General features: G+C 63.6%; 14 protein-coding genes and 1 riboswitch. Of the genes, 7 read left to right on the plus strand and 7 right to left on the minus strand.

All coding sequences use genetic code 11. The features are described 5' to 3' along the window. Position 1: 1 nt before the first annotated feature. Positions 2-367 carry a DUF305 domain-containing protein gene (locus tag GGR47_RS17025; protein ID WP_206434961.1) on the minus strand — a complete coding sequence of 122 codons (366 nt, stop codon included), beginning with the start codon at positions 365-367 and terminating at the stop codon, positions 2-4. A 163-nt stretch (positions 368-530) separates the two neighbouring features. Continuing rightward, positions 531-607: riboswitch (Fluoride riboswitch) on the plus strand. 23 nt (positions 608-630) lie between these two features. On the opposite strand from GGR47_RS17025, the gene GGR47_RS17030 reads away from it, so the two are divergent. Both GGR47_RS17030 and GGR47_RS17035 read left to right on the plus strand, forming a co-directional pair. Beyond that, complete coding sequence (locus GGR47_RS17030) at positions 631-1,989, plus strand: voltage-gated chloride channel family protein (protein WP_061781611.1); 1,359 nt, start codon at positions 631-633, stop codon at positions 1,987-1,989. Beyond that, positions 1,946-2,398: a DUF190 domain-containing protein gene (locus GGR47_RS17035; protein ID WP_244304972.1), complete on the plus strand. Its 453-nt coding sequence runs from the start codon at positions 1,946-1,948 to the stop codon at positions 2,396-2,398. The genes GGR47_RS17030 and GGR47_RS17035 overlap by 44 nt, the downstream gene beginning before the upstream one ends. A gap of 356 nt (positions 2,399-2,754) precedes the next feature. Here GGR47_RS17035 and GGR47_RS17040 read toward each other — a convergent pair whose 3' ends face one another. Continuing rightward, positions 2,755-6,972 (minus strand): strawberry notch family protein, encoded by a 4,218-nt coding sequence (locus tag GGR47_RS17040; protein ID WP_147035413.1) that lies wholly within the window; start codon positions 6,970-6,972, stop codon positions 2,755-2,757. Positions 6,973-7,076: 104 nt separating this feature from the next. Here GGR47_RS17040 and GGR47_RS17045 point away from each other — a divergent pair, with 104 nt between their 5' ends. The 5 genes from GGR47_RS17045 to GGR47_RS17065 all read left to right on the plus strand — a co-directional run bounded on the left by GGR47_RS17045 (position 7,077) and on the right by GGR47_RS17065 (position 14,375). Further along, positions 7,077-7,937, plus strand: coding sequence for an ImuA family protein (locus tag GGR47_RS17045; protein ID WP_296744646.1), 861 nt, complete (start codon positions 7,077-7,079; stop codon positions 7,935-7,937). Then, entirely contained in the window at positions 7,852-9,636 is a 1,785-nt protein-coding gene (locus tag GGR47_RS17050) for a DNA polymerase Y family protein (protein WP_244304971.1), read from the plus strand. The genes GGR47_RS17045 and GGR47_RS17050 overlap by 86 nt, the downstream gene beginning before the upstream one ends. Beyond that, complete coding sequence (locus GGR47_RS17055; protein WP_061781134.1) at positions 9,633-12,911, plus strand: error-prone DNA polymerase; 3,279 nt, start codon at positions 9,633-9,635, stop codon at positions 12,909-12,911. The genes GGR47_RS17050 and GGR47_RS17055 overlap by 4 nt, the downstream gene beginning before the upstream one ends. 34 nt (positions 12,912-12,945) lie before the next feature. Beyond that, positions 12,946-13,203 (plus strand): hypothetical protein, encoded by a 258-nt coding sequence (locus GGR47_RS17060; protein ID WP_241768967.1) that lies wholly within the window; start codon positions 12,946-12,948, stop codon positions 13,201-13,203. 236 nt (positions 13,204-13,439) lie between these two features. After that, the gene (locus GGR47_RS17065; protein WP_147035411.1) at positions 13,440-14,375 is read left to right on the plus strand and encodes a zinc-dependent alcohol dehydrogenase family protein; all 936 of its coding nucleotides are present in this window, start codon (positions 13,440-13,442) and stop codon (positions 14,373-14,375) included. 121 nt (positions 14,376-14,496) lie between these two features. Here the strand turns inward: GGR47_RS17065 and GGR47_RS17070 are convergent, their stop codons facing one another. From GGR47_RS17070 to GGR47_RS17090, 5 genes are all read right to left on the minus strand, one after another. After that, positions 14,497-15,417, minus strand: a complete 921-nt coding sequence (locus tag GGR47_RS17070) for a DUF7146 domain-containing protein (protein WP_240456351.1) — start codon at positions 15,415-15,417, stop codon at positions 14,497-14,499. A 705-nt stretch (positions 15,418-16,122) separates the two neighbouring features. Continuing rightward, complete coding sequence (locus GGR47_RS17075) at positions 16,123-16,446, minus strand: single-stranded DNA-binding protein (RefSeq protein ID WP_043061535.1); 324 nt, start codon at positions 16,444-16,446, stop codon at positions 16,123-16,125. A gap of 49 nt (positions 16,447-16,495) precedes the next feature. Then, a complete protein-coding gene (locus GGR47_RS17080; RefSeq protein ID WP_240456353.1) occupies positions 16,496-17,137 on the minus strand; it encodes a hypothetical protein in 642 nt (213 codons plus the stop codon). A gap of 105 nt (positions 17,138-17,242) precedes the next feature. Further along, a complete protein-coding gene (gene repC, locus GGR47_RS17085; RefSeq protein ID WP_082795140.1) occupies positions 17,243-18,490 on the minus strand; it encodes a plasmid replication protein RepC in 1,248 nt (415 codons plus the stop codon). A gap of 470 nt (positions 18,491-18,960) precedes the next feature. Next, positions 18,961-19,851: a replication initiator protein A gene (locus tag GGR47_RS17090; RefSeq protein ID WP_043061531.1), complete on the minus strand. Its 891-nt coding sequence runs from the start codon at positions 19,849-19,851 to the stop codon at positions 18,961-18,963. Positions 19,852-20,169: the final 318 nt, after the last annotated feature.

The raw sequence follows: 20,169 nt of genomic DNA on the forward strand, positions 1-20,169 counted from the left end.
GTCAGTGCTCCATATGGCTGTGGTGGTCACCGCCCTGCGTCGGGGCTGGCGTCGAAGGGGGTAGCGGCTGACCGATCGCCAGCTTCATGGCGGCGATCTCCTGCTGCTGATCGATGATGATCTCCTGTGCGATGCGCTTGAGCTGCTCGTTATGGCCGTAGCGCAGCTCCGCCACCGCCATATCGATGGCACCCTGATGATGCGGAAGCATCATCGCCACGAAGTCGCGGTCGACGTCACCGGACGGCTTGACCATCATGCCCGCCATCATCCGGTCCATCGCGACAGACATCATGGTAGCGTAGCCATCGGCGGGGGCGGCCGCGACTGCGCCGGTAAGTAGGGCCGAAGCCGTCAGACCCAGCATCCAATCTCGTCTACGCATAAGCCTCCAGCGCATCGGTCTCGAAAGCGTAGACGATGCTCGTCGGGGTTTATTCCGTGGCCAAAGCCATTTTATCGGTCCTCACCAAAACGATAGTCTCATGCTTCTGCGGTTGATTGACCGGGTCGCGGTCGGACAGCATATGCGCAGGCACGGCGATGGATTTCCGCCGGGCCATTCGGTCGAACCGCCCTCGCAAGGGCCGATGATTCCTACCAGGCGCCGCAAGGCAGCAAGGAGGAATGGTGCGCGCGACATTTCGCAATCTCTATGACCAGTTCAACATGGCAGCGTTCATTCGCGATCGCCGCACCCATGCCACGTCGGTACTGCGGTGGGCTTTGATCCTGGTCCCGATGGCCGCAGCGGTGGGAACGCTCTGCGCGGCCTTCCTGCGGAGCCTCGACGCCGTAACCCAGCTTCGCTTCGCCTTTCCCTGGCTGCTCTACCTGCTGCCGATCGGCGGGTTCGTGGTCGGACTGCTCTACCATCTGACAGGGCGCTCGGTCGAAGGCGGCAACAACCTCATCGTCGAGCAAATCCACGAACCGGGGGGCGGCGTGCCGCTGCGCATGGCTCCGCTCATCTTCTTCGGCACGGTCGTGACACATCTGTTCGGGGGATCGGCGGGACGTGAAGGCACCGCCGTGCAGTTGGGCGGCAGTCTTGCCAGCGGGTTTGGACGCGCGCTCAGATTGGATGCGGAAGCGACACGCACCCTCCTTATGACCGGGATCGCGGCTGGGTTCGGCGCGGTCTTCGGGACGCCGATTGCGGGCGCGGTCTTTGCACTGGAGGTGCTGGCGATCGGTCGGGTCGAGTATCGCGCGCTGGTGCCATGCCTGGTCGCGGCGCTGGTCGGTGACTGGACCTGTCTTGCCTGGGGCATTCATCACGGCGTCTACCATGTCGATGCGCTGGTGCCGGTCGACGCGCTGCTCGTCGCCAAGGCCGGTGTCGCCGGCATTGCCTTCGGTCTGACCGGGCTGACCTTTGCCGAGGCCAATCACGCGCTGGGCGGATGGTTGAAGCGCGTGATCCCCTATGGCCCACTACGACCCGTTATCGGCGGGCTGGCCGTGATTGCGCTGGTCTGGCTGCTCGGAACCCGCGACTATCTTGGCCTGGGTACGCTCGCCGCGACACCGGACAGCCTGACCATCGCCAGCTTCTTTGGTCCCGATACGCACTCGTGGAGCTGGGCGCTGAAGCTGCTCTTTACCGTCGTGACCCTGAGCGCGGGCTTCAAGGGGGGCGAGGTCACGCCGCTGTTCTTTATCGGCGCGGCGCTCGGCAATGCGCTCGCGCCGATGTTCGGAGTACCGTCGGGGCTATTCGCAGCGATCGGCTTCGTCGCGCTGTTCGCGGGCGCGGCCAACACACCGCTGGCTTGCACGTTCATGGGGATCGAGTTGTTCGGCGCGGCCTATACGGTGCCGATCGCAGTCGCGTGCTTCGTCGCCTACCTCTGCTCAGGCCACAACGGCATCTACCTGTCGCAGCGCGTCGCTGTGCCAAAGGTACCTGCCGCACACCTCACACCCGACGCGACCCTGCGCGATGCCCGCACGCACCGCGCTTCTCGCCGGCGCACGCGCGCCTGATCCTGTTTCCTGTCGAAAGCCCGTCATGCCCAATCGTTTCACCGTCCATCACCGCGAAGTCGGGATGCTGCGCATCTATCTGAAACCGTCCGACAAGATCGGCCCGCGTCGCTTCTGGGGGGCAAAGCCGCTCTATCGCGAGCTGATTCGCACCGCGAAGGCGGACGGCATCATCAACGCCGTCGCGCAAAATACCCATTACGGCTTCAGCAATCACGAACCGATCCGGGAGAACGGCTCGGAAATTGCCGATCCGCATCTGACGATCTGTGTCGAACTGGTCGGCGATCGCGATCAGCTCAACCTCTTCTGTCGCCGGCATGGAGATCTGATCGGCGACAAGGTGATCGTCTACAAACGACTGGAGCATTGGACTATCACGCGCAAAACTGAGCTAACCAGAGCCTGATCGGCGTTCCCGTAAAGGAAGGTTGATCGAGAATGACGGTGTACCCCGTGCAGTTTGATCAGTGCTACTGCGGTAGGCTTTCCCAAATTCTGTTCCCGGTTGCCTTTTCCCGGAATGGCGCCGGACCAACGGGGAAACGGGACGCTTGAGCCTGTCGGAACGCACCTGATTCCCGGTGCCAAATAGCAGTTTTAAGACAACTGTTCGCGCCCCTCGCGATCTCGACACGACAATCCATGCCGGATGGCCAATATGCGCGACAGTCAACCCGGCCGGGTTTTCCGATAGGCGAAGCGCCGTTTCGTGCTCGTTCTATGTTATGCCCCCAATGAGTGACGCCGGGGCCGTGCGGGTGATCAAACGGCGATCCGCTCGATCACGGCACTGGCCGCCCGGACAGGAATGAACAGGCGGGTCTTGTGCTGAATGATCTCGGTGAAACACCCGGCCGCCTTCAACTCCCCGAGGCGCGAATATGGCCAGTCGAGCAGTTCGAGCCGATGCTCACCTGCCACCAGGCTGCGCTTCAGCCTGTAGCTGCCAAGCGTCGCCATCTCGCCGGTGCCCAGCACGTGTTTGGCGGTATCCTCCCCTGAGACAACGATCGCTGCCTCGATCCCGAAAGCGGCGGCAAGTTTCGGGACGACCGGCGCAGGCACCAGACGTCCGAGGAACGACTGGCCATCGTCGGTGGTGATACGCCAGACCTGGACATGGTCGTCCGGAAGGCGGTCCCAAACAGGCAGGAGCAGGCCGGCCACCAGATAGATGGTGCTGGTGCGGGTTTTGCCGCGCAGATCGTCGACCTCGGCTGACCAAAGCGTCGAGAACTCTTCCTCGCTTGCTTCCTCCCACATGGTCTCGAGCAGCAGGTCCTGGCGCATCCGCTCGGTTCGGGTCGGCCGGATGAGTTCGAAGCGGCGGACAATTTCGCCGTCATCATCGGTGAGGGAAAAGGTGGTGCAGCGGATGGCCGCCTTGCCGGACTTCCGATTGACCATCGGCCGCGCATCGTCGCCGAGGCGGCGCAATGCCTGTTCTAGGGAGATAGGCTTGTAGCGTTCCTCTGTTTCGAGGCGCAGGATCTCGGTTTCGGCTCCGCTGACCGGATCGCGCCTGATCACCGTTCGATCGAGAATGGTAATTCGCTCGGCGTTGATGGTCTCGACGCCGACGTCGAGCGTCCCAGCCTCCCGAGCCGCTTCAACCCGGGCTTCGATCAGGCCGAGATATTCGTCGAAGATGGCGTTCTGAAGAGCGACGCCCAGTGCCAAGATGCGATTGAGCCAGCGCTGGATGGGGGGTAGATCCTCCCTCAATCCGCCACCTTCACCTTCGAGTTCGAGCCCGGTCAACTGCTGGAACGTGGCGAAGGTGATCGAGCGAAGCTTGCCCTCGGCGAGCAAGCGAAACCATGTCTCGAGCGCCTCTCGTGCATAGTCGCTCTCGAGGTTATCGCGCGGATCGAAAAGTCCTTGCCCCCCCGTTTGGCGTTGGCCGCGGGTCAGTGCACCAAGGCTGTCGAGCCGTCGCGCGATCGTCGAAATGAACCGGCGTTCGCCTCGACAATCGGTGGACACCGGTCGGAAAAGCGGTGCCGCTGCCTGGTGGGTCCGGTGGGTTCGACCGAGGCCCTGGATCGCCGCATCGGCACGCCAGCCCGGCTCGAGGAGATAATGGATACGCCGGGACTGGTTCTTGGCTGAAAGGCTCGCGTGGTACGAGCGACCGGTGCCGCCTGCATCCGAGAATATCAGAATCTTCTTCGCACCACGCATGAAGGCGTCCGTTTCGGCGAGGTTGGTGCGCGCTGAACGGTTCTCAATTCGCTGCCGACCACCGACGTCAACGATGATGCGCCGACTACGGCCGGTGACCTCGGCGACGGCGTCGGGGCCGAAATGACCGATGATATGGTCGAGGGCGGACTCGACGATCGGCAGCGCACCGACCTGCTCGACCAGGGTGTCGCGCATCTCGAGCGCCTCCTGGCTCAACACCGGATGACCCGCTTCGTCGCACATCGGCTCCGACCGGGTCTTGCCGGTGTCATCGACGAAGGTCTTCATCTGACGAACGGGGAAGGCCGCGATTAGATAGTCCATCAGAAACTCGCGGGGTGAGAGTTCGATGTCGAGATTGCCGCGTTCCTGTGAGCCGAGCCCGGCCAGTGCGCGATTGAGCATCGCTTCCGATGTCGAGACAAGTTGGACCACCACACTGTCACCGCGCGCCAGATCGGTGCGCATGGCGGGAATGAGGGCGGGGAGCTTCATGCCGATCAGAAGCTGGCCGAAGAAGCGCTGCTTCGTGGATTCGAAGATCGACAGCGCGGCCGCCTTTGCACCCCCGTTATACGTGTCCTTCGAAAAGCTGTCGGTGACCCGCGTTGCGTCCAGTGCGGCACGAAGATTGGCGTGGATGATCGCCCAGGCATCGGCATAGGCGTCGTATACGGCGATCTGATCGTCGGTGAGCTGATGCTCGAGGATGTCGTACTCCACGCCCGCGAAGCTCAGCGCGCGTGCCGTGTACAGCCCCTGCATCTTGAGGTCGCGCGCCATCAGCTCGAGGGCCGCCATACCGCCGCGCCGCAAGCTTTCAACGAAGGCGCGGCGATCCGCGAAGGCGGTACCTTGACCCCACAGGCCGAGGCGGGTCGCATAGGCAAGATTGTTCACATCGGAGGCACCGGTGGCCGAGACGTAGAGGACTCGCGCGCGTGGAAGGAGGTTCTGCAGCCGCACGCCTGCGATGCCTTGATCCGATCCGTCCTTCGTGCCGAACCGGCCTTCGCCTCCAGCTACACCGGCCATCTCGTGTGCTTCGTCGAAGACGAGCATACCTTCGAAGCTATCACCCGCCCAGTCGAGGATCTGCTGGAGGCGACTGCCCTTATCGCCGCGGCTCGATCGCAGCGTCGCATAGGTGAGAAAGAGGACGCCCTCTCCGGCGCCGATGGCCGTACCGAGCTTCCATTGGTTGAGATGCTGGATGTCGAGTGCGAGTCCTCCCACCGCGGTCCAGTCCCGTCGCGCGTCCTCAAGGAGCGTTTCGGTCTTCGAGATCCAGACGTGCCGGCGATGACCGCGGAGCCAATGATCGAGGATGATAGACGCGACTTGCCGACCCTTTCCCGCCCCGGTTCCATCGGCGAGGAAGAAGCCCGTCCGATACGGGCGACCTTCATCGTCCGGAATCAGGGTCAGGCCTTCCTCGCCGGGATGAAATCGGCCGGGAAGGTCGCGCTGAAAGGCGTCACCAGCGTAGATCAGCGTCTCGAGCTGCGCGTCCGACAGGACCTGGCTTTCGAGAATGGCGACGGGAAGGTTCGGCGCATAATGCGGTTGCGGTGCGGTGATCGACCCCATTGCGATCGATTCCACCAAGGCGGTTGGATGCTGCGCGGCGTCCTCAATCACAATGCGGCTTGGTCGATAGGGAAGGTAGACGCCAGCGGCTTCGCCTACCGGTGCCGGATCGTCGAGCACCGCATAGGAGATGTCCCGCATCACGGCAGAGGGCGTAGGGCGGGCAAGTGGCGTCGCCAGCCGGGGACGAGCCGCAAGAGCACCGAGCAACGACGACGGCCTGGGAACCGGCGATGAAGGCGCCGCGACCCGTGTAGGCGCTGGGAAGGCCACGATATGTCCAAGGGCATCGCTGAGGGTGGAGCAACGGATCAGCTCTGCTTCTCCTGAGCGCCCCTTCTCGAGGACCATGATCTTCACAGCCTGACCCGTACCGTGCTTCGCATAGGCATTGGGGGGCAGCGCAAGATGCAACGTCAGTGCGCAGCCCTCCGTCGCCCTTTTCCAGGCTCGACTTGACGTATCGACCCGTTCGGGGAGAACGGCCGCACACCGTCCGCCAACAGAAAGCCGGGACAATGTCGAGCGGAGATGTCGGAAGGCCGCGAGCGGATCGGCATGGCGCCCCAGGCTCCGCGAAAACGGCGGATTGATCAGGGCCGCAGTGGGCCGGATGACCGGGTCGAGAAAGTCGTGGATCAGCTCGGCGTCATGCGTGATGACGGTCGTGTCGGGAAAAGCGGCGCACAACATCGCAGCGCGGGTCGCGTCGAGTTCGTTGAGGACAAGGCGTGCGCCGGCCCGGTGAGCGAAGGTTGCCAGAAGCCCGGTACCGGCGGAGGGCTCGAGGACGAGATCGTCGGACCCGATGCGCGCGGCAAGGGCCGCCAGAAAGGCCAGCGGCGCGGGCGTTGAGAATTGCTGGAGCTCGATCTGCTCTTCGCTGCGCACACTATGGGTCGGCAGGTTGGACACCAGCCCGTTGAGCTCCGCGAGGCAGTCCGCAGGCCCTGCGGGCAAGTCCGCGGTCGCGAGGTAAAGGACCTGGGCCAGTTCCAGCACGTCATAGGCGTCGCGCAGTGACCAGCGACCGTCGGCTGAGGACGTGCCGTGCGCCTGTTCCATAAGCCACAGCAACGACTCCCGCTTTACCGGGTCTTTCCTGGCGATGATCACGGGGAGCGCCCTGGCGGCCGTGATCGATGGCGCGGCAAACTCCAGCTCGGAAGCATCGAGGAGGCGGGCTGCGGGTAGGTGGCGCATCGAGGTTACTCCGTTCTTCCGTCCGGTGTTCATCACCGGATCGACACGCCGGAGGCGGCCTCCCCTCTTGTCGGCCTGGCGAGAATCGACCGGCGAGCTCGGGTTTGATCGCACACGACCCGTCCCATGCCGCCGCACGGAATCGTCTTGACGCGAATGCCAACTTTACGGAACATAAAGGGAACACACTGAGTCTAGCTGATATGTCCGCCGCCCTTCATCCTGCCGTCCCCGGCATTGACCATTTGCGCAGGATCGCTTCGCCGGCGACCGACTTCAGGGTCATGCCGTTTGGCATCGCGGCGCTCGACGCACGGCTGGGGGGAGGGGGCTTACGGGCGGGGGCGTTGCACGAAGCTACGCCGCGCAGCCCCTCGCTCGCCGATGATGCGGCCGCAACGCTCTTCCTCGCCGGCATCGCCGCGCGGGAAGCGATCGCCACAGGCGGTCTGGTGTTATGGGTGAGCTGCCGCACCGATCTCTACGCGCCGGCGCTGGAGCAAGCGGGGCTGCCGGCCGCAAGCGTGATCTATGCCCAGCCAAGGGACGATACCGCGCTCCTGGCGGTGGTCGAGGACGCGGTGCGTGACGGCACGCCGTGTGCGATCGTCGCCGAGGCGAGCAAGGTTTCAATGGTCGCGACGCGACGCTTGCAGCTCGTCGCGGGTGATGCCGACATACCCATTCTTCTCCTTCGCCGCGCGCGCCGTCTCGGCCAGGAAGTCTTCAACGAGCCGTCCGCAGCCTGGACGCGCTGGCGCATCGGGTCCGTTTCGTCCCAGCGCCTCGCGGTCGCGGGGGTGGGTCGTCCGCGTTGTTCGCTGGAGTGCAGCCGCCAACGTGGTGGCGAGAGCTTCACCATGATCGTGGAGGGCAGCGATGAGACGGGTCGTCTCGCTGTTCCTGCCGACCTTAGCCATCGATCGGCTGAGGCGGCTGGAACGGTCCGCTCTGCAGCAGCCTGAACGGTCTGTCCTCGAGGTGCCGATCGACGACGATCCGGGGGACTGTTCGGTGCCCCGGGGCGGCGGATGGCGTCCGGGCGCCCGGTGGGCGCGGCAAGGGCTGCCGACGCGGGCTGTTGTTGAGGCACAGATCGCAGCGCTTCCAACGCATGCGCGTCCCCCCGTACGCGAACTCGGTCGCCGGTCGGAGGCGGCCAGCCATCCGTTTAAGGCCATGGTGCAGGCTGCTCCGACATCGCCCCATCCCCTCCCATTGCTGGGGCACGCGCCGCTGGCGTTGGTAGGCAAGGTCGGGCGGCGAGAAGACATCGTCGCCGCGTGCGATGGGGCGCGCGCCCTGGGCGTGTATCCGGGCATGGCGGCGACCCACGCACGCGCGCTCGTATCGGACCTCGACGTCCGCCCGGCTGATCCGGAGGCGGATAGCGCGTTGCTCGATCGCCTGGCCTTGCTCGCCGTACGACGCTGGTCGCCGGTCGCAGCGGCGACGCCGAACGACGGGATCTGGATCGATCTTTCCGGTTGCGCGCATCTGCATGGCGGCGAGGAGCTGTTCTGCCGCCGTCTTCATGCCTTCTGCCGACGGGCGGGCTTCTCCGCACGGATCGCGGTCGCCGATACGGGTGGAGCGGCGCATGCCCTGGCAAGATACGGACGCGGCGAGATCATACGGGCACCCTCGGGCGCGACCGCGGATGCATTAGCGCCGCTGCCGGTTGCCGCCTTGCGGCTTGCGCCCTCCGCGCTCCGTGCGTGTCGACGCTTCGGCTTCGATACGATTGCAGATCTCCTGCCCGTGGCTCGGGGACCACTCGCCAGGCGCCTCGGGCTGCCAGCGATCGTTCGGCTCGATCAGGCGTTGGGTGCCGTAGCGGAGCCGATCACGCCCCGCGAGGATGCCGAGGTTCCTGGCGTTGAATGCCGGTTGCTCGAGCCGATCGTTACCGCTGAGGCGATTGAGCAGGTGATGGGCGATCTGCTGCGGGATCTTGCCCGTGTTCTGCAAGCGCGAGGGCTGGGCGCGCGGTCGCTGCGGTTCGCCGGCCTGCGGGTCGATGGATCCGAACAGATCGTCGGCGTGGGGACTTCGCGACCCACGCGAGAAGTTTCCCACTTGCTTCGCCTGCTGAAGCTCAGGATCGAGCGGATCGATCCGGGCTTGGGTTTCGAGCAGTTTCGGCTCGTAGCGCCGCACACCGAACCGCTTGACGCGGTGGATCTGGGCGCCGTGCTGGTCGACGACCGACACAAGCGCGATCCAGCGCGCCTCGTCGACGTGATCGCGGGCCGGATCGGTGCCCAGGCCGTCTACCGCGCAGCCCCACGCGAAAGCCACGTGCCCGAGCGCGCCGTGATCCGATCCGACCCCATCGCTCTGCCGGGCGCATGGCCGGCATGGAAGCGGCCCATCCGGCTCTTTGCTCGACCCGAACCCCTCGGCCGGGTCATCGCGCTGATGCCGGACCAACCTCCGCGCCGCTTCGAATGGCGAGGGCGCGTGCATCGGATCGTCGCCGGCGATGGTCCCGAACGGGTGCATGGCGAATGGTGGCGGCGTGACGCCGAGGTCTGGGCGATCCGTGACTATTACCGGGTCGAGGATGAGGAGGGCGGCCGGTTCTGGGTATTCCGGCGCGGCGACGGCTTCGAGGACAACACCGGCGATCTGTCGTGGTGGATGCATGGGGTCTTTGGATGACCCATTACGTCGAGTTGCAGGTCCTCACGCATTTCTCGCTATTGCGCGGTGCATCGTCTGCCGAGGAATTATTCTCTGCCGCAGCATTGCTCGGATATCCCGCGATCGGGGTAAGCGATATCGGGACCGTGGCCGGCGTGGTCCGGGCCTGGGAGGCGCAGAAAGCGACCGGCGTTCGCCTGATTGCGGGCACCCGGGTCGATCTGTCCTGCGGCCGACGCCTCCTGCTCTATCCGACGGATCGACCAGCTTGGTCGCGGATCACGCGGCTCCTGACGGTCGGCAAGAAGCGGGCAGGGAAGGGCGCATGTCTGCTGCACTGGCATGATCTTGCGCCATGGTCCGACGCCGTCATCGCGATCCTGTTACCGCACGAGGCGGACGAGGAGAACCTTGAGGCGCTGGCCGACCTCAAGGCGGTCTTCGGGCAGCGGGGTTATATGGCGCTGTTCCAGCGGCGTCGGCCAGGTGATGCGGTTCGCATCGACGCGCTCGCGCGACAGGCAGGTGGTGCGGGCATACGCGCGGTCGTCACCGGCGACGTCCTTTATCACGCTCCGGAAGCGCGGCTGCTGCAGGATGTCGTCACCGCCGTCCGAGAGAAGTGCTCCGTCGACGAACTGGGCTATCGACGCGAGGTCAACGCCGATCGCGCGCTCAAATCGCCCGACGAAATGGTACGCAGGTTCCAGGATTATCCGGACGCGTTGCAGGCGAGCGTCGACATCGCCCGGATGTGCACCTTCGACCTCGGCGAACTGGCATATCAATATCCGCACGAGCGGGTCATTGAGGGACTGACTGCACAACAGGCGCTCGAGCAACTCGCGACCGAAGCGGTCGAGGGCATGTTCGACGGAAACGTGCCCAAGTCCTATCGCGACCAGATCGCACACGAGCTGCGGCTGATCGGCGAACTCGGCTATGCGCTTTATTTCCTGACGGTCCATTCGATCGTGCGTGAGGCCCGCCGGCGTGGGATCCTGTGCCAAGGGCGCGGCTCGGCTGCCAATTCGTGCGTCTGCTTCGTGCTCGGGGTCACGTCGATCGATCCGATCAAGCATGAACTGCTCTTCGAACGCTTCGTATCGGGCGAACGGCGCGAGCCCCCCGATATCGACATCGATTTTGAGCATGAACGGCGCGAGGAGATCATCCAGTGGATCTACGAAACCTATGGGCGTGACAGGGCAGCGCTGACCGCGGTCGTCACTCGTTACCGGGCGCGCGGCGCGGTACGCGATGTCGGCAAGGCGATGGGCTTGCCCGAGGATCTCACCTCCTCCTTGGCAGGCCTGGTCTGGGGGTGGTCCGCCGAAGGGGTCGGCGAGAAGCAGGTCGACGAGCTCAACCTCGACATCGGTGATCGCCGGCTGCGTCTCACACTCGATCTTGCGCGCAAGCTGATCGGTGTACCGCGTCACATGAGCCAGCATCCAGGCGGTTTCGTCCTGACCCATGATCGTCTCGACGACCTCGTTCCCATCGAACCAGCGGCGATGGAGGACCGCCAGATCATCGAATGGGACAAGGACGATATCGACAGCCTCAAGTTCATGAAGGTCGACGTGCTTGGGCTCGGCATGCTCGGTTGCATGAACCGCGCCTTTGACATGCTCGAGGCGGACAAGGGCCTGCATGTGGAGCTGAAGGATCTGCAGGACGACGATCCGGGCGTCTACGCCATGATCCAGAAGGCCGATACGCTCGGGACATTCCAGATCGAGAGCCGCGCCCAGATGAGCATGCTGCCGCGCATGAAGCCGCGGCGCTTCTACGATCTGGTCATCCAGGTCGCGATCGTAAGGCCCGGGCCGATCCAGGGCGATATGGTCCATCCCTATCTCCGCCGACGGGAGGGTCTTGAGCGCCCCGAGTATCCACGCCCTGAGCTGCGCGCCGTTCTCGAAAAGACGCTTGGCGTTCCACTCTTTCAGGAACAAGCCATGAAGGTTGCGATCGTCGGCGCCGGGTTCACGCCGGCTGAGGCGGACGCGCTGCGCCGTGCGATGGCGACGTTCAAGTTCACCGGCGGTGTCAGCCATTTCAGCGAGAAACTGGTGGAAGGCATGGTTGCCCGAGGGTATCCACGGGACTTCGCGGAGCGTACCTTTCGTCAGCTCGAGGGCTTCGGTTCCTACGGCTTTCCTGAGAGCCATGCCGCGAGCTTTGCCAAGATCTCCTATGCGTCGTCGTGGATGAAGCATCATCATCCGGACGTTTTTTGCGCCAGCTTGATGAACGCGCAGCCGATGGGCTTTTACGCGCCGGCTCAGATCGTGCGCGACGCGCGCGAGCACGGCGTCGAGGTTCGGCCGCCTTGCGTCAATGCGAGCCGCTGGGACTGTACGCTGGAGCCGACCGGGAGCCGATATCTGGCCGTCCGGCTCGGACTGAGGGTGATCCGCGGTTTGTCCAACGCCGATGGGGCCAAGATCGTCGCAGCTCGGGCAACCGCCTCGTACGACAGCGTGGAGGACGTCTGGCGCCGATCGGGGGCGCAACGCGCCTCGATCGAGAAGCTGGCCGACGGCGACGCCTTCCACGCGTTCGGCGCCGATCGGCGGCAAGGGCTGTGGAAGGTGAGGGGGCTGGGGGAGGCGCCGCTGCCCCTCTTCGCGGCCGCCGATCGTGCGGCTGTTGCCGGCAGCGTCGAGGGTATCGAGCCTGCGGTAGCGCTGCGCCCACTCACCGACGGGCGCGAGGTCATCGAGGACTATCGCAATCTGCAACTGTCGCTTCGCGCGCATCCCCTAAGCTTCGTGCGCGACGAGCTGTCCCGACAAGGCGTGCGCTCTTGTGCCGACCTGAGCACCATCCGTGATGGCCGCCACGTCGAGGTGGCGGGCATCATCCTTGTCCGGCAGAAGCCGGGCAGCGCCAAAGGCGTGCTGTTCATCACCATCGAGGATGAAACCGGCATCGCCAACGGGATCCTGTGGCCGGATCGTTTCGAGGCGCAGCGTCGCACAGTGATGTCGGCGTCGATGGTCGGGTTGAAAGGGCGCGTGCAGCGCGAAGGCGAGGTGATCCACGTGATCTGCGATCGGATCGTCGAGTACGGGGACCTGCTGATGAAGGTCGGCGACATGTCGTTCCCGCCTCGGACCGGTCGCGGAGACGCCGCGCAGCATCCAGGATCTCCCGATCGCGGAGAACCCGGTCATGACGCCGACCGGTGGAAGCCAGAACCGCGCGACTGCTATTGGCCGCCGCATGCCGACGGCAGGGATCCGGAACAGGTCGTGCGCTTCAAGTCGCACGACTTTCATTGATCCGATGGCGAGCTTGCCACGTCACCAGCGAGTCGTGATCGCGCTCTCCGTCCATATCCTCCGCGCGGGCGTCGCGCGCTGTTCGGAAGGACGCGTCGATGGCATCGAGGTACGGCTCGCGTTGCGATGTCTGCTGCCGCATTGTCCGGAGCCCTGGCCGCTGTCGTTATACTGGGATGCTGCGGCACAGGAGAACGAGATCGGCCGGGCACAGGGCGTAACCGCTGCATTCAATGGCATCGTCCGACAGCTGCGCAAGGCGGGCCGATACGATGAGAACGGCTTTTTGTAAGAGCGGCGTCGGCAGCCGGTGCGGAAGGGGATTTTGGACTCGATAGCTCGATGCAGCATACCAGCATGCGATCCAGCGAACCGGGATCTGGTGATAGGATGATCAAAATCGTCCAATTTCGACCATCCTAACACCGGTCCTCGAACCGCGCACGCTGTCGCTCGCCCGAGCCAGGAGTATGATAGGTGCCGCGAAGGCAACGGTGTGGGCGCCTACACAATACAAGGAAGAAGCTTGTGACGCAGCCACCGCTGCGAATGATCGCGCATCGCTTTGGCATTCCGATGGAGGTGCTCGCGTGCGAACCGCTCGGCAGACCGCCGGTAGCGTACGGCGAGGTTCTCGTGCGCATGACGGCAACGCCGATCAATCCATCCGACCTGATCCCCGTTGCCGGTGCCTATGCTGCGCGAACGTCGCTTCCGTTCGTGCCAGGCTATGAGGGGACGGGAACGATCGAAGAGGTCGGCGACAATGTCGATCCCGGGCTAATCGGTCGGCGCGTGTTACCCTTGGGCAGTGCGGGATGCTGGCAGACGTTGAAGGTCCTGCCGGCCGACTGGTGCATCCTGGTGCCGGACGATGTCGACGATGACGAGGCCGCGACCGCCTATATCAATCCCCTGACCGCCCTACTAATGGTGCGTAGGATGGCCCCGCAGCCAGGAGACGCGGTCGGAATCACCGCCGCCGCGTCGGCAATCGGTCGCATCCTGATCCGCATGATCGCATCGACGAGGGCGCACGCGGTTGCCATCGTGCGCTCGCAGTCGGCGGCCGAAAGCCTCCGCTGCGAACCTTCTGAGGTGGTCTGGAGCGATACGCCAATGCCCAGGCTCAATGGAGCCATGGACGCGGTTGGCGGCCGCGCGGGATGCGATCTGGCGGCCGCGGTCGTGCCGGGCGGCCAGATGCTGCATTATGGTTTGCTGTCAGGGAAGCCGCTGGCCGGGACGGGCGCCACCACAGCACAATACTTCAGACTGCGGGATATCGTTCATGCCATATCGAGAGCGCAGCTCGACGAATTGATGTCTGTTGTATTTGACGAGATACGGGTCGGCCGTGCCGCGATCTCGATCGCTGCCCGCTACCCCCTGGCGGAAATCGGTCTTGCGCTCACGCACGATGCCCGTGTCGGACGAAGCGGCAAAATCCTGCTCTGCCCGTGAGAGAGGGACGGGGATGGGGCGGCGAGCGAAGCCGCGCCATCTTCCGACGATGCATCACCCCGCCGTTAATTGCGAGCGACCGCGCAGTGCCGCTCTGCGGCAATCGGTCCCTCGTCCTGCGTCATCGTCGGGCGAATGAGTCTCTAACGCGCTTGGCGCGCCAGGCATCGTTCCAGTCGTTGTGAACATCGGGCACATGTGCCACAAGTTCACGGCGGTGACGGGACAGGTGCTCGCGTGCCTTCTCAAGGAGCCGCGCTGCCGCCGGCCCGCGATCGGCATAGACGATGATCCTGCGCACTTTTTCGGGGATAGCGACGAATGCGAGCCGTTCCACGCCGCCCAGCGCCCAGGTCGGCGTACCGAACCAGTGCATCGCAGACAGTGCGTCCTCAATGCCTTCGGCGAGACCAAGTTCGTCCGTCGCGGGTGCAAGCCTGATGGCGCCGGTACCTAGGAGTCCGAGCGCAACTTTGGGCTTCGGGATTGGCTTGTGAAGGATGTCGACCGGATCAAGGAAGGTCCGCTGCACCGCGATCACGCCCAGGTCACTTTCTACGGCTGCGATCAATGCGGGCATGACCCGCTTGTCGGAGCCAGAGCCAAGCACGGTCTTCGGATTGAACCGTAAGCTTCGCGGATAGGGTCCGGTCAGTCCGCGGGCGCGCAAATACGTCTCGGCCAGCGTTCCGACGACCGGCTTGCTCGCGTGCCACAATCGAACCGCAAGCGCACTCATGTCGCGCCGCGGTTCCTTGGCAGGCATGTCGAGCGGCGCGCGATCATGAAGGCGTTGCCGCTGCAGCGCCTTGAGCACCTCGGCGGTGGTGCACCCGGCGAAGCAGTGGAACAGGATGGCGCTATCGCCAAGCCTGACCGAGAGGCTGGGCGACACATCGTCATGTGCTGGGCATCGGCATTCGCCACGGGTGCCGCGCCATACCCCGCCAAGGCGCTCGACGATCGTCTTTGCGCGGACTTCAGCGTCGAGCGGCAGTCTAGGCATCGGCCGAGCTCCGGCATCGTGCTGGACTGCGATCATTTCCTGACACTCCGGTAACTTCGAACCGCAGGGTCATCGTCGCCCTCGCCTCTGGACGGCGAGCGAAGAGCCAAAGACTGAAAGGAACTGATCTCGTGCGCGCGCGGCGTCGCCGCATGAACGCCCTTGGGCGGCTAGCTAACCGTAACGTCCTGTGAAGAGGTCGCCGAGCGCGCGGCGTCGAAAGGCGTTCCACCACCGACGGCGACGATGTTCTGGCGCATCGTGGATCATGTGGCAGCGCGGACAGAGGGCGGCGAGGTTTCGCCAACGCGGACCGCTGAAACTCGGATCGTGATTGAGATGCGCTGTGGCCAGGTAGACCGGTCTGCGCGTGATGCAGATCGCGTCTAGAGCAACAAAAGCGGGAGGCCGTCGCAACACGCGGCCGCGTCCATCCCGCCAGGAACGCCCGTCTGCGTCCCACCAGACCCCTTTCGCATCCTTGAGCTGAGCAACGTGTCGGCCATGCGGCCGTCCGCAATGTTCGCAACGACCACTTGCACGTTCGAAGCGTACGATCCGGCTGATCTCGGGCCAGTCGATCGGATAAAGCCAGCGATGTTCCGGACGGATCGGCATGCGACGATTCTGAATCATGCGCACCGAGAACGAAAGGAGAAAATGCGGCGAATGATCTGCCGATCCCGGCATACCGAGTTTGAAAGGGCGTGACGACCGCCAGCCGATCGCTTGGCCAGAGCCTCACACCTGTTCGCCGGTACTTTTGGCCAGAACCGAAAAGGTGTCGGCGATGAGCTCTGTTCGGTAGCCTGTATCATTGGTGTCGCCATGCTGCCCCTCGCGCACGCGTCCTGTGATATGGACAAGATCACCGACGCCGGCAACCTCCAGTTGGTTGGTCAGGTTCGAGAAACACACGACGCTATTCCATAGGGTATCCTGCTTCCATTCGTCGCCATCACGTCGGTTGTAATTTGCTGCAACGTTCACGAACGTGACCTTTTCTCGCCTGTTGATCTTGCCGACACGCCCGATGATGCGGAATTCAGCGATATTCTGGGGCATGATGCTCTTCTCCAGTGACTCACTCAATTGAACAGGCGGGGTCGCGCGATCAGTCGCTCTTTGTCAGCGCGCGCGGCTGGAAATGGTATTTCGTGACGTTCTGAGGTGTTGCGTAGGTCTCGTACGCCGCCAGCCAGTCGCGACTGATGGCTCGTTGCGCGGTTGCTAGCGGAAGCCGGTGCTCGCACACGAGCCGCCACAGAACGAAGGCGAGTGCATTCTTGTCATCCGCATTCGCTTGTCCGCGGCGCGGTTGAAGCCAGAGATTGCCGGCATCGAATGGTGCGCCGCCTAGAGAAATCGGAATGAGGTGATCAAGCTCATAGTCGGCCAATCGTCCGTCTGGATATTGCGCCTGCATCATCCGCCGCTTCAGGGGACCGGTGACACCGTAGGAGGGGCGCATCGATCGGGAATATCCCGGTCGACAGATCGTCCTCCCAATGTTCCCTTGCGTGATGCGAGCGTCGATCGAGCCTCTCACATCGGGCGGCGGCAATCGTCCATCGATACCCAGCGGAAGCGGCGGACGCAGGATCGTCGACGCGAGACTCTGGACAGCCTCGCAAAACGGCTCATCGCATCGGGCGTTTCCCGAAAACGGCGCGCCAATCGCATGGCTCAAACCGCCGTGCCACCATGCAAGTACGGCAAGCACCCCTGCACCGACGATCAGCGCCAGCCACCTCATCGCCCGCCTTTGGGACCGCAGGTGCAGGTGAAAATCTGAATGGATCCGTGTCGAGACATAGTCCACGTTTACCACAGGACGTTATTGGACGCCAAGTCAGGTTTGTCAGTGTGCTGCCATTCGTTCGGTCCGGAATCCCCACAGGCTCTTTGCAAGATCGAGTTCGTCGCGCTTTGCCTTGCCGATCATTCCCGTGAAATATGCGCCTGGCGTCAGCCGAATTTCCGACCGCGAATGGCGTTCGGCGGTAATCATGATCGCCACCGCTGCGGCATCCGGCCCAAGCTTTTCCAAGGCGTCCACATAGACCCCGATGCGGATCCCGAGATCGTTGCGCAGCCGAGAGGCGGCCCGATGAATATCGGACCACGCGGGTCTGCTGTTGCCGACGTACATCGCGGTGGTCGGGAACATCTCCATCAACTCTGCTGGACGAGCGTTGAAGCGACTGTTCGACGGTGACGCCGAGAGGTCGGCTGGAGGTGGAGCGGAACCGATTGGATCAGAACTACAAGCTCGCTCAGCCCGTACATCTTTGATGGGGTGAGGGCTGGTTTGTATATGTATGAAGGGCTCATTTTTTGACCCTGACCCATCATTATCTTCAGGAAACATACATTCGTCGATGGTCGTGGCAACGAGTTGCTCGACGTGCGGCAAACGGCTGAGTGCAGCCCGATAGAGATCACTGTCACGCACGGAACGCGCCTGCGCTGCAGCTTCAGCCACGCTATCGATGGCTTCCTGGAGGGCAAACCACCGCGGGCCCGTCAACCGCATATCGGCTGCTTGCGCGAGTGCCTGACCAACAATCCGGCTAACGCGGGCAATCTCCTGCCGACCCTCCTTGAAGAGCCGAGATTGTGCCGAATAGGCATCGGCGCGCTCGCGAAGCTCCTCGAAGCGGATGCGAAGCGGCGAGAGGTCGACACCAAAGGCGGTTGAGATTGCACCCGTATGATCACGGCGGCCTGTGCGCCGTCCATGAGCGCTGTCGCGCGCGAGGATCAGTCCGAGCGCTCTGAGCTGCCGGAGACGGGCTTTGATCGCACTGACCGTCTTGCCGGCGTCCTCAGCGAGCGTGAGGTTGCTTGGCCAGGCGATCGGCGTGCGCCCTTCCTTCCAATCATCGGCATGGGTGTAGCTGATGAGGTGTTCGAGCGTCTGTAGCGCACCGATCCCAACGCCTAGCGCCGCTGCTGAGCGCTTGACGACGGCGAACACCGCTTTCCGGTCGACCGTCGTCGGCGCATCGACAATCCTAGTCTCGAGCGCGCGTGCGATCTGGCGGGAGAAGGCCGTGATCGGTCGGGCTCCCGTTCCCCCCGTAAAGGCATTCTGGGTATAGGTCATCGTTCGTCCCCTCGTTCGAGGGGCCGTCAGCAGGCAAAACAGAGGCGTGGCGCGAAGCGCGCTCCCTTGAACCGAGGCTCGGAAACCGGTACGTGGAAGATCTCTGAGTGACCGGTCAGCGTTTGGCGACGCTGCCACGTTGCGATTTCTGGGTGCCCGGCCTTCGTGCCGGGCATTCGTTTATGTGCTCACGGCCACCCTTTCTGTTCGGTCTCACGCTGGCCGCCGAGCGGCCGCGGAGAACATTAAGGGACGATGCCAGCCCAATCAGGGGTTCGGAAGCGGGCACGACTCGTGCTTTCGCGGACCGAAGCGAGAAAAAGTTCGTGCTTTGACGGACCGACGCGGAGTCCGTTCGTGCTTTGACGGACGTCCATTCGTGTTTTGGAGGACGCTACTTCGTGCTTTGACGGACGAAAGTTCGTGCTTTGAGGGACGCTCGTTTGGGTTCTCGCGGACCGGTCCGCGAATCAGTCGCGAATCGCGTCGCTGGTCGTCTGCTCGGCCGACAGAAGGGCCTTTTTCGGCGTCAACGTGACCAGGGAAGGGGCCGCGACCCTGCGTTTCGGGGCGTCCACTGCAGGAGCATCTGCTTCGTTGAGCAAAACCCGGTAGTCAGGAATCGAGTCCAGGTCCGCGATGCCACGCAGAACGTGGCGAAAATGCTTCAGCGTGTTCTGATAGCCAAGCTGAAGGCGCAAATCGTTCAATCCGATCTGCACGGGACCATCGATACAGGTGGAGCGCGCGACTTCGTAAAGTCGTCGTTCGACTGGACCGAGCTGGAAATAGTCCGGCGAATATTCGAGGACCCGGCGATCGCGCAGGATCGCACGGTATAGCCAGTCACAAAGGCGGACTTTCACGCCCTTGAGACGTGGTTCACCGGTCCGTGTCTTCGTATATTGGAGTTGCGCCTCGGACAGCCACGAGAAGAAGCCCGTCTGGCCTTCGCCACCGGCTTCGATGTTCGTCTTGATCTGCGTACCCTGAAGCCGTCCTAACGCATCAGAGAGGCGTGTATAGGAGCGTGCAGAACCGCTGACCCCCGTCACTCGGAAGAGGTCGTGGGCCGTAAAGTAGAACTCCTGGGCCACGCGCTCGCCTGCATCCATCTTCGAGACAAGCAAGCTCGCGATATACAGTAGGATCTCCTTGTCATAGATTGTGGCAACACCGCTGGGACCAGGGCCGATCTCTATGGAAACACTGTCAGTCTTATAGACTAAGGAGCGCTTCAGCGCAGTCTTCGACAGCGAAAAGAAGGGATAGGCCATGAGTGAGTGCTCACCGCGAACCTCGGTGAGGAGCGGACTGTCGAGGACGAAGAGGTCGCCCTGCGTGGGAGAGGTGCCCGTCATGCCGCCCAATCCCGGGTCCGCAAAAGCACGAAAGCCCGCTCGCGAAGGTCCGCGAAAACACGAAGGGCGGGAGTGCCACCGAGGGAAAACGCTCGGAACAGCGCACTATCGGAGTGAAGTTCGTGTTTTTGCGGACCGACCGCGCGCCCGATGCTGGGAGCCACGCGGAGGGTCGTTTCGACATGGAGTTCGCGCAGATTCATACGAGCCGCTGTAACAGGTTGGCGCCGCAGTTCACAGTCGTTGCTCGGGCAGGTCGCGCGTTCCTGCTACTGCTGCAAGCGCCATAGGGTCTCCTAAGTGGCTCACTAACGCGTC

This window comes from Sphingomonas aquatilis (genome assembly GCF_014196115.1).
Taxonomy (GTDB): domain Bacteria; phylum Pseudomonadota; class Alphaproteobacteria; order Sphingomonadales; family Sphingomonadaceae; genus Sphingomonas; species Sphingomonas aquatilis.

What these genes read in the sequence shown, in the direction of transcription:
- GGR47_RS17025 (WP_206434961.1), bottom strand. Translation starts at nt 367, where the DNA reads ATGCTGGGTCTGACGGCTTCGGCCCTACTTACCGGCGCAGTCGCGGCC.
- GGR47_RS17035 (WP_244304972.1), top strand. Translation starts at nt 1,946, where the DNA reads ATGCCCGCACGCACCGCGCTTCTCGCCGGCGCACGCGCGCCTGATCCT.
- GGR47_RS17040 (WP_147035413.1), bottom strand. Translation starts at nt 6,972, where the DNA reads ATGCGCCACCTACCCGCAGCCCGCCTCCTCGATGCTTCCGAGCTGGAG.
- GGR47_RS17050 (WP_244304971.1), top strand. Translation starts at nt 7,852, where the DNA reads ATGAGACGGGTCGTCTCGCTGTTCCTGCCGACCTTAGCCATCGATCGG.
- GGR47_RS17055 (WP_061781134.1), top strand. Translation starts at nt 9,633, where the DNA reads ATGACCCATTACGTCGAGTTGCAGGTCCTCACGCATTTCTCGCTATTG.
- GGR47_RS17070 (WP_240456351.1), bottom strand. Translation starts at nt 15,417, where the DNA reads ATGATCGCAGTCCAGCACGATGCCGGAGCTCGGCCGATGCCTAGACTG.
- GGR47_RS17075 (WP_043061535.1), bottom strand. Translation starts at nt 16,446, where the DNA reads ATGCCCCAGAATATCGCTGAATTCCGCATCATCGGGCGTGTCGGCAAG.
- GGR47_RS17080 (WP_240456353.1), bottom strand. Translation starts at nt 17,137, where the DNA reads ATGAGGTGGCTGGCGCTGATCGTCGGTGCAGGGGTGCTTGCCGTACTT.
- repC (WP_082795140.1), bottom strand. Translation starts at nt 18,490, where the DNA reads ATGACCTATACCCAGAATGCCTTTACGGGGGGAACGGGAGCCCGACCG.
- GGR47_RS17090 (WP_043061531.1), bottom strand. Translation starts at nt 19,851, where the DNA reads ATGACGGGCACCTCTCCCACGCAGGGCGACCTCTTCGTCCTCGACAGT.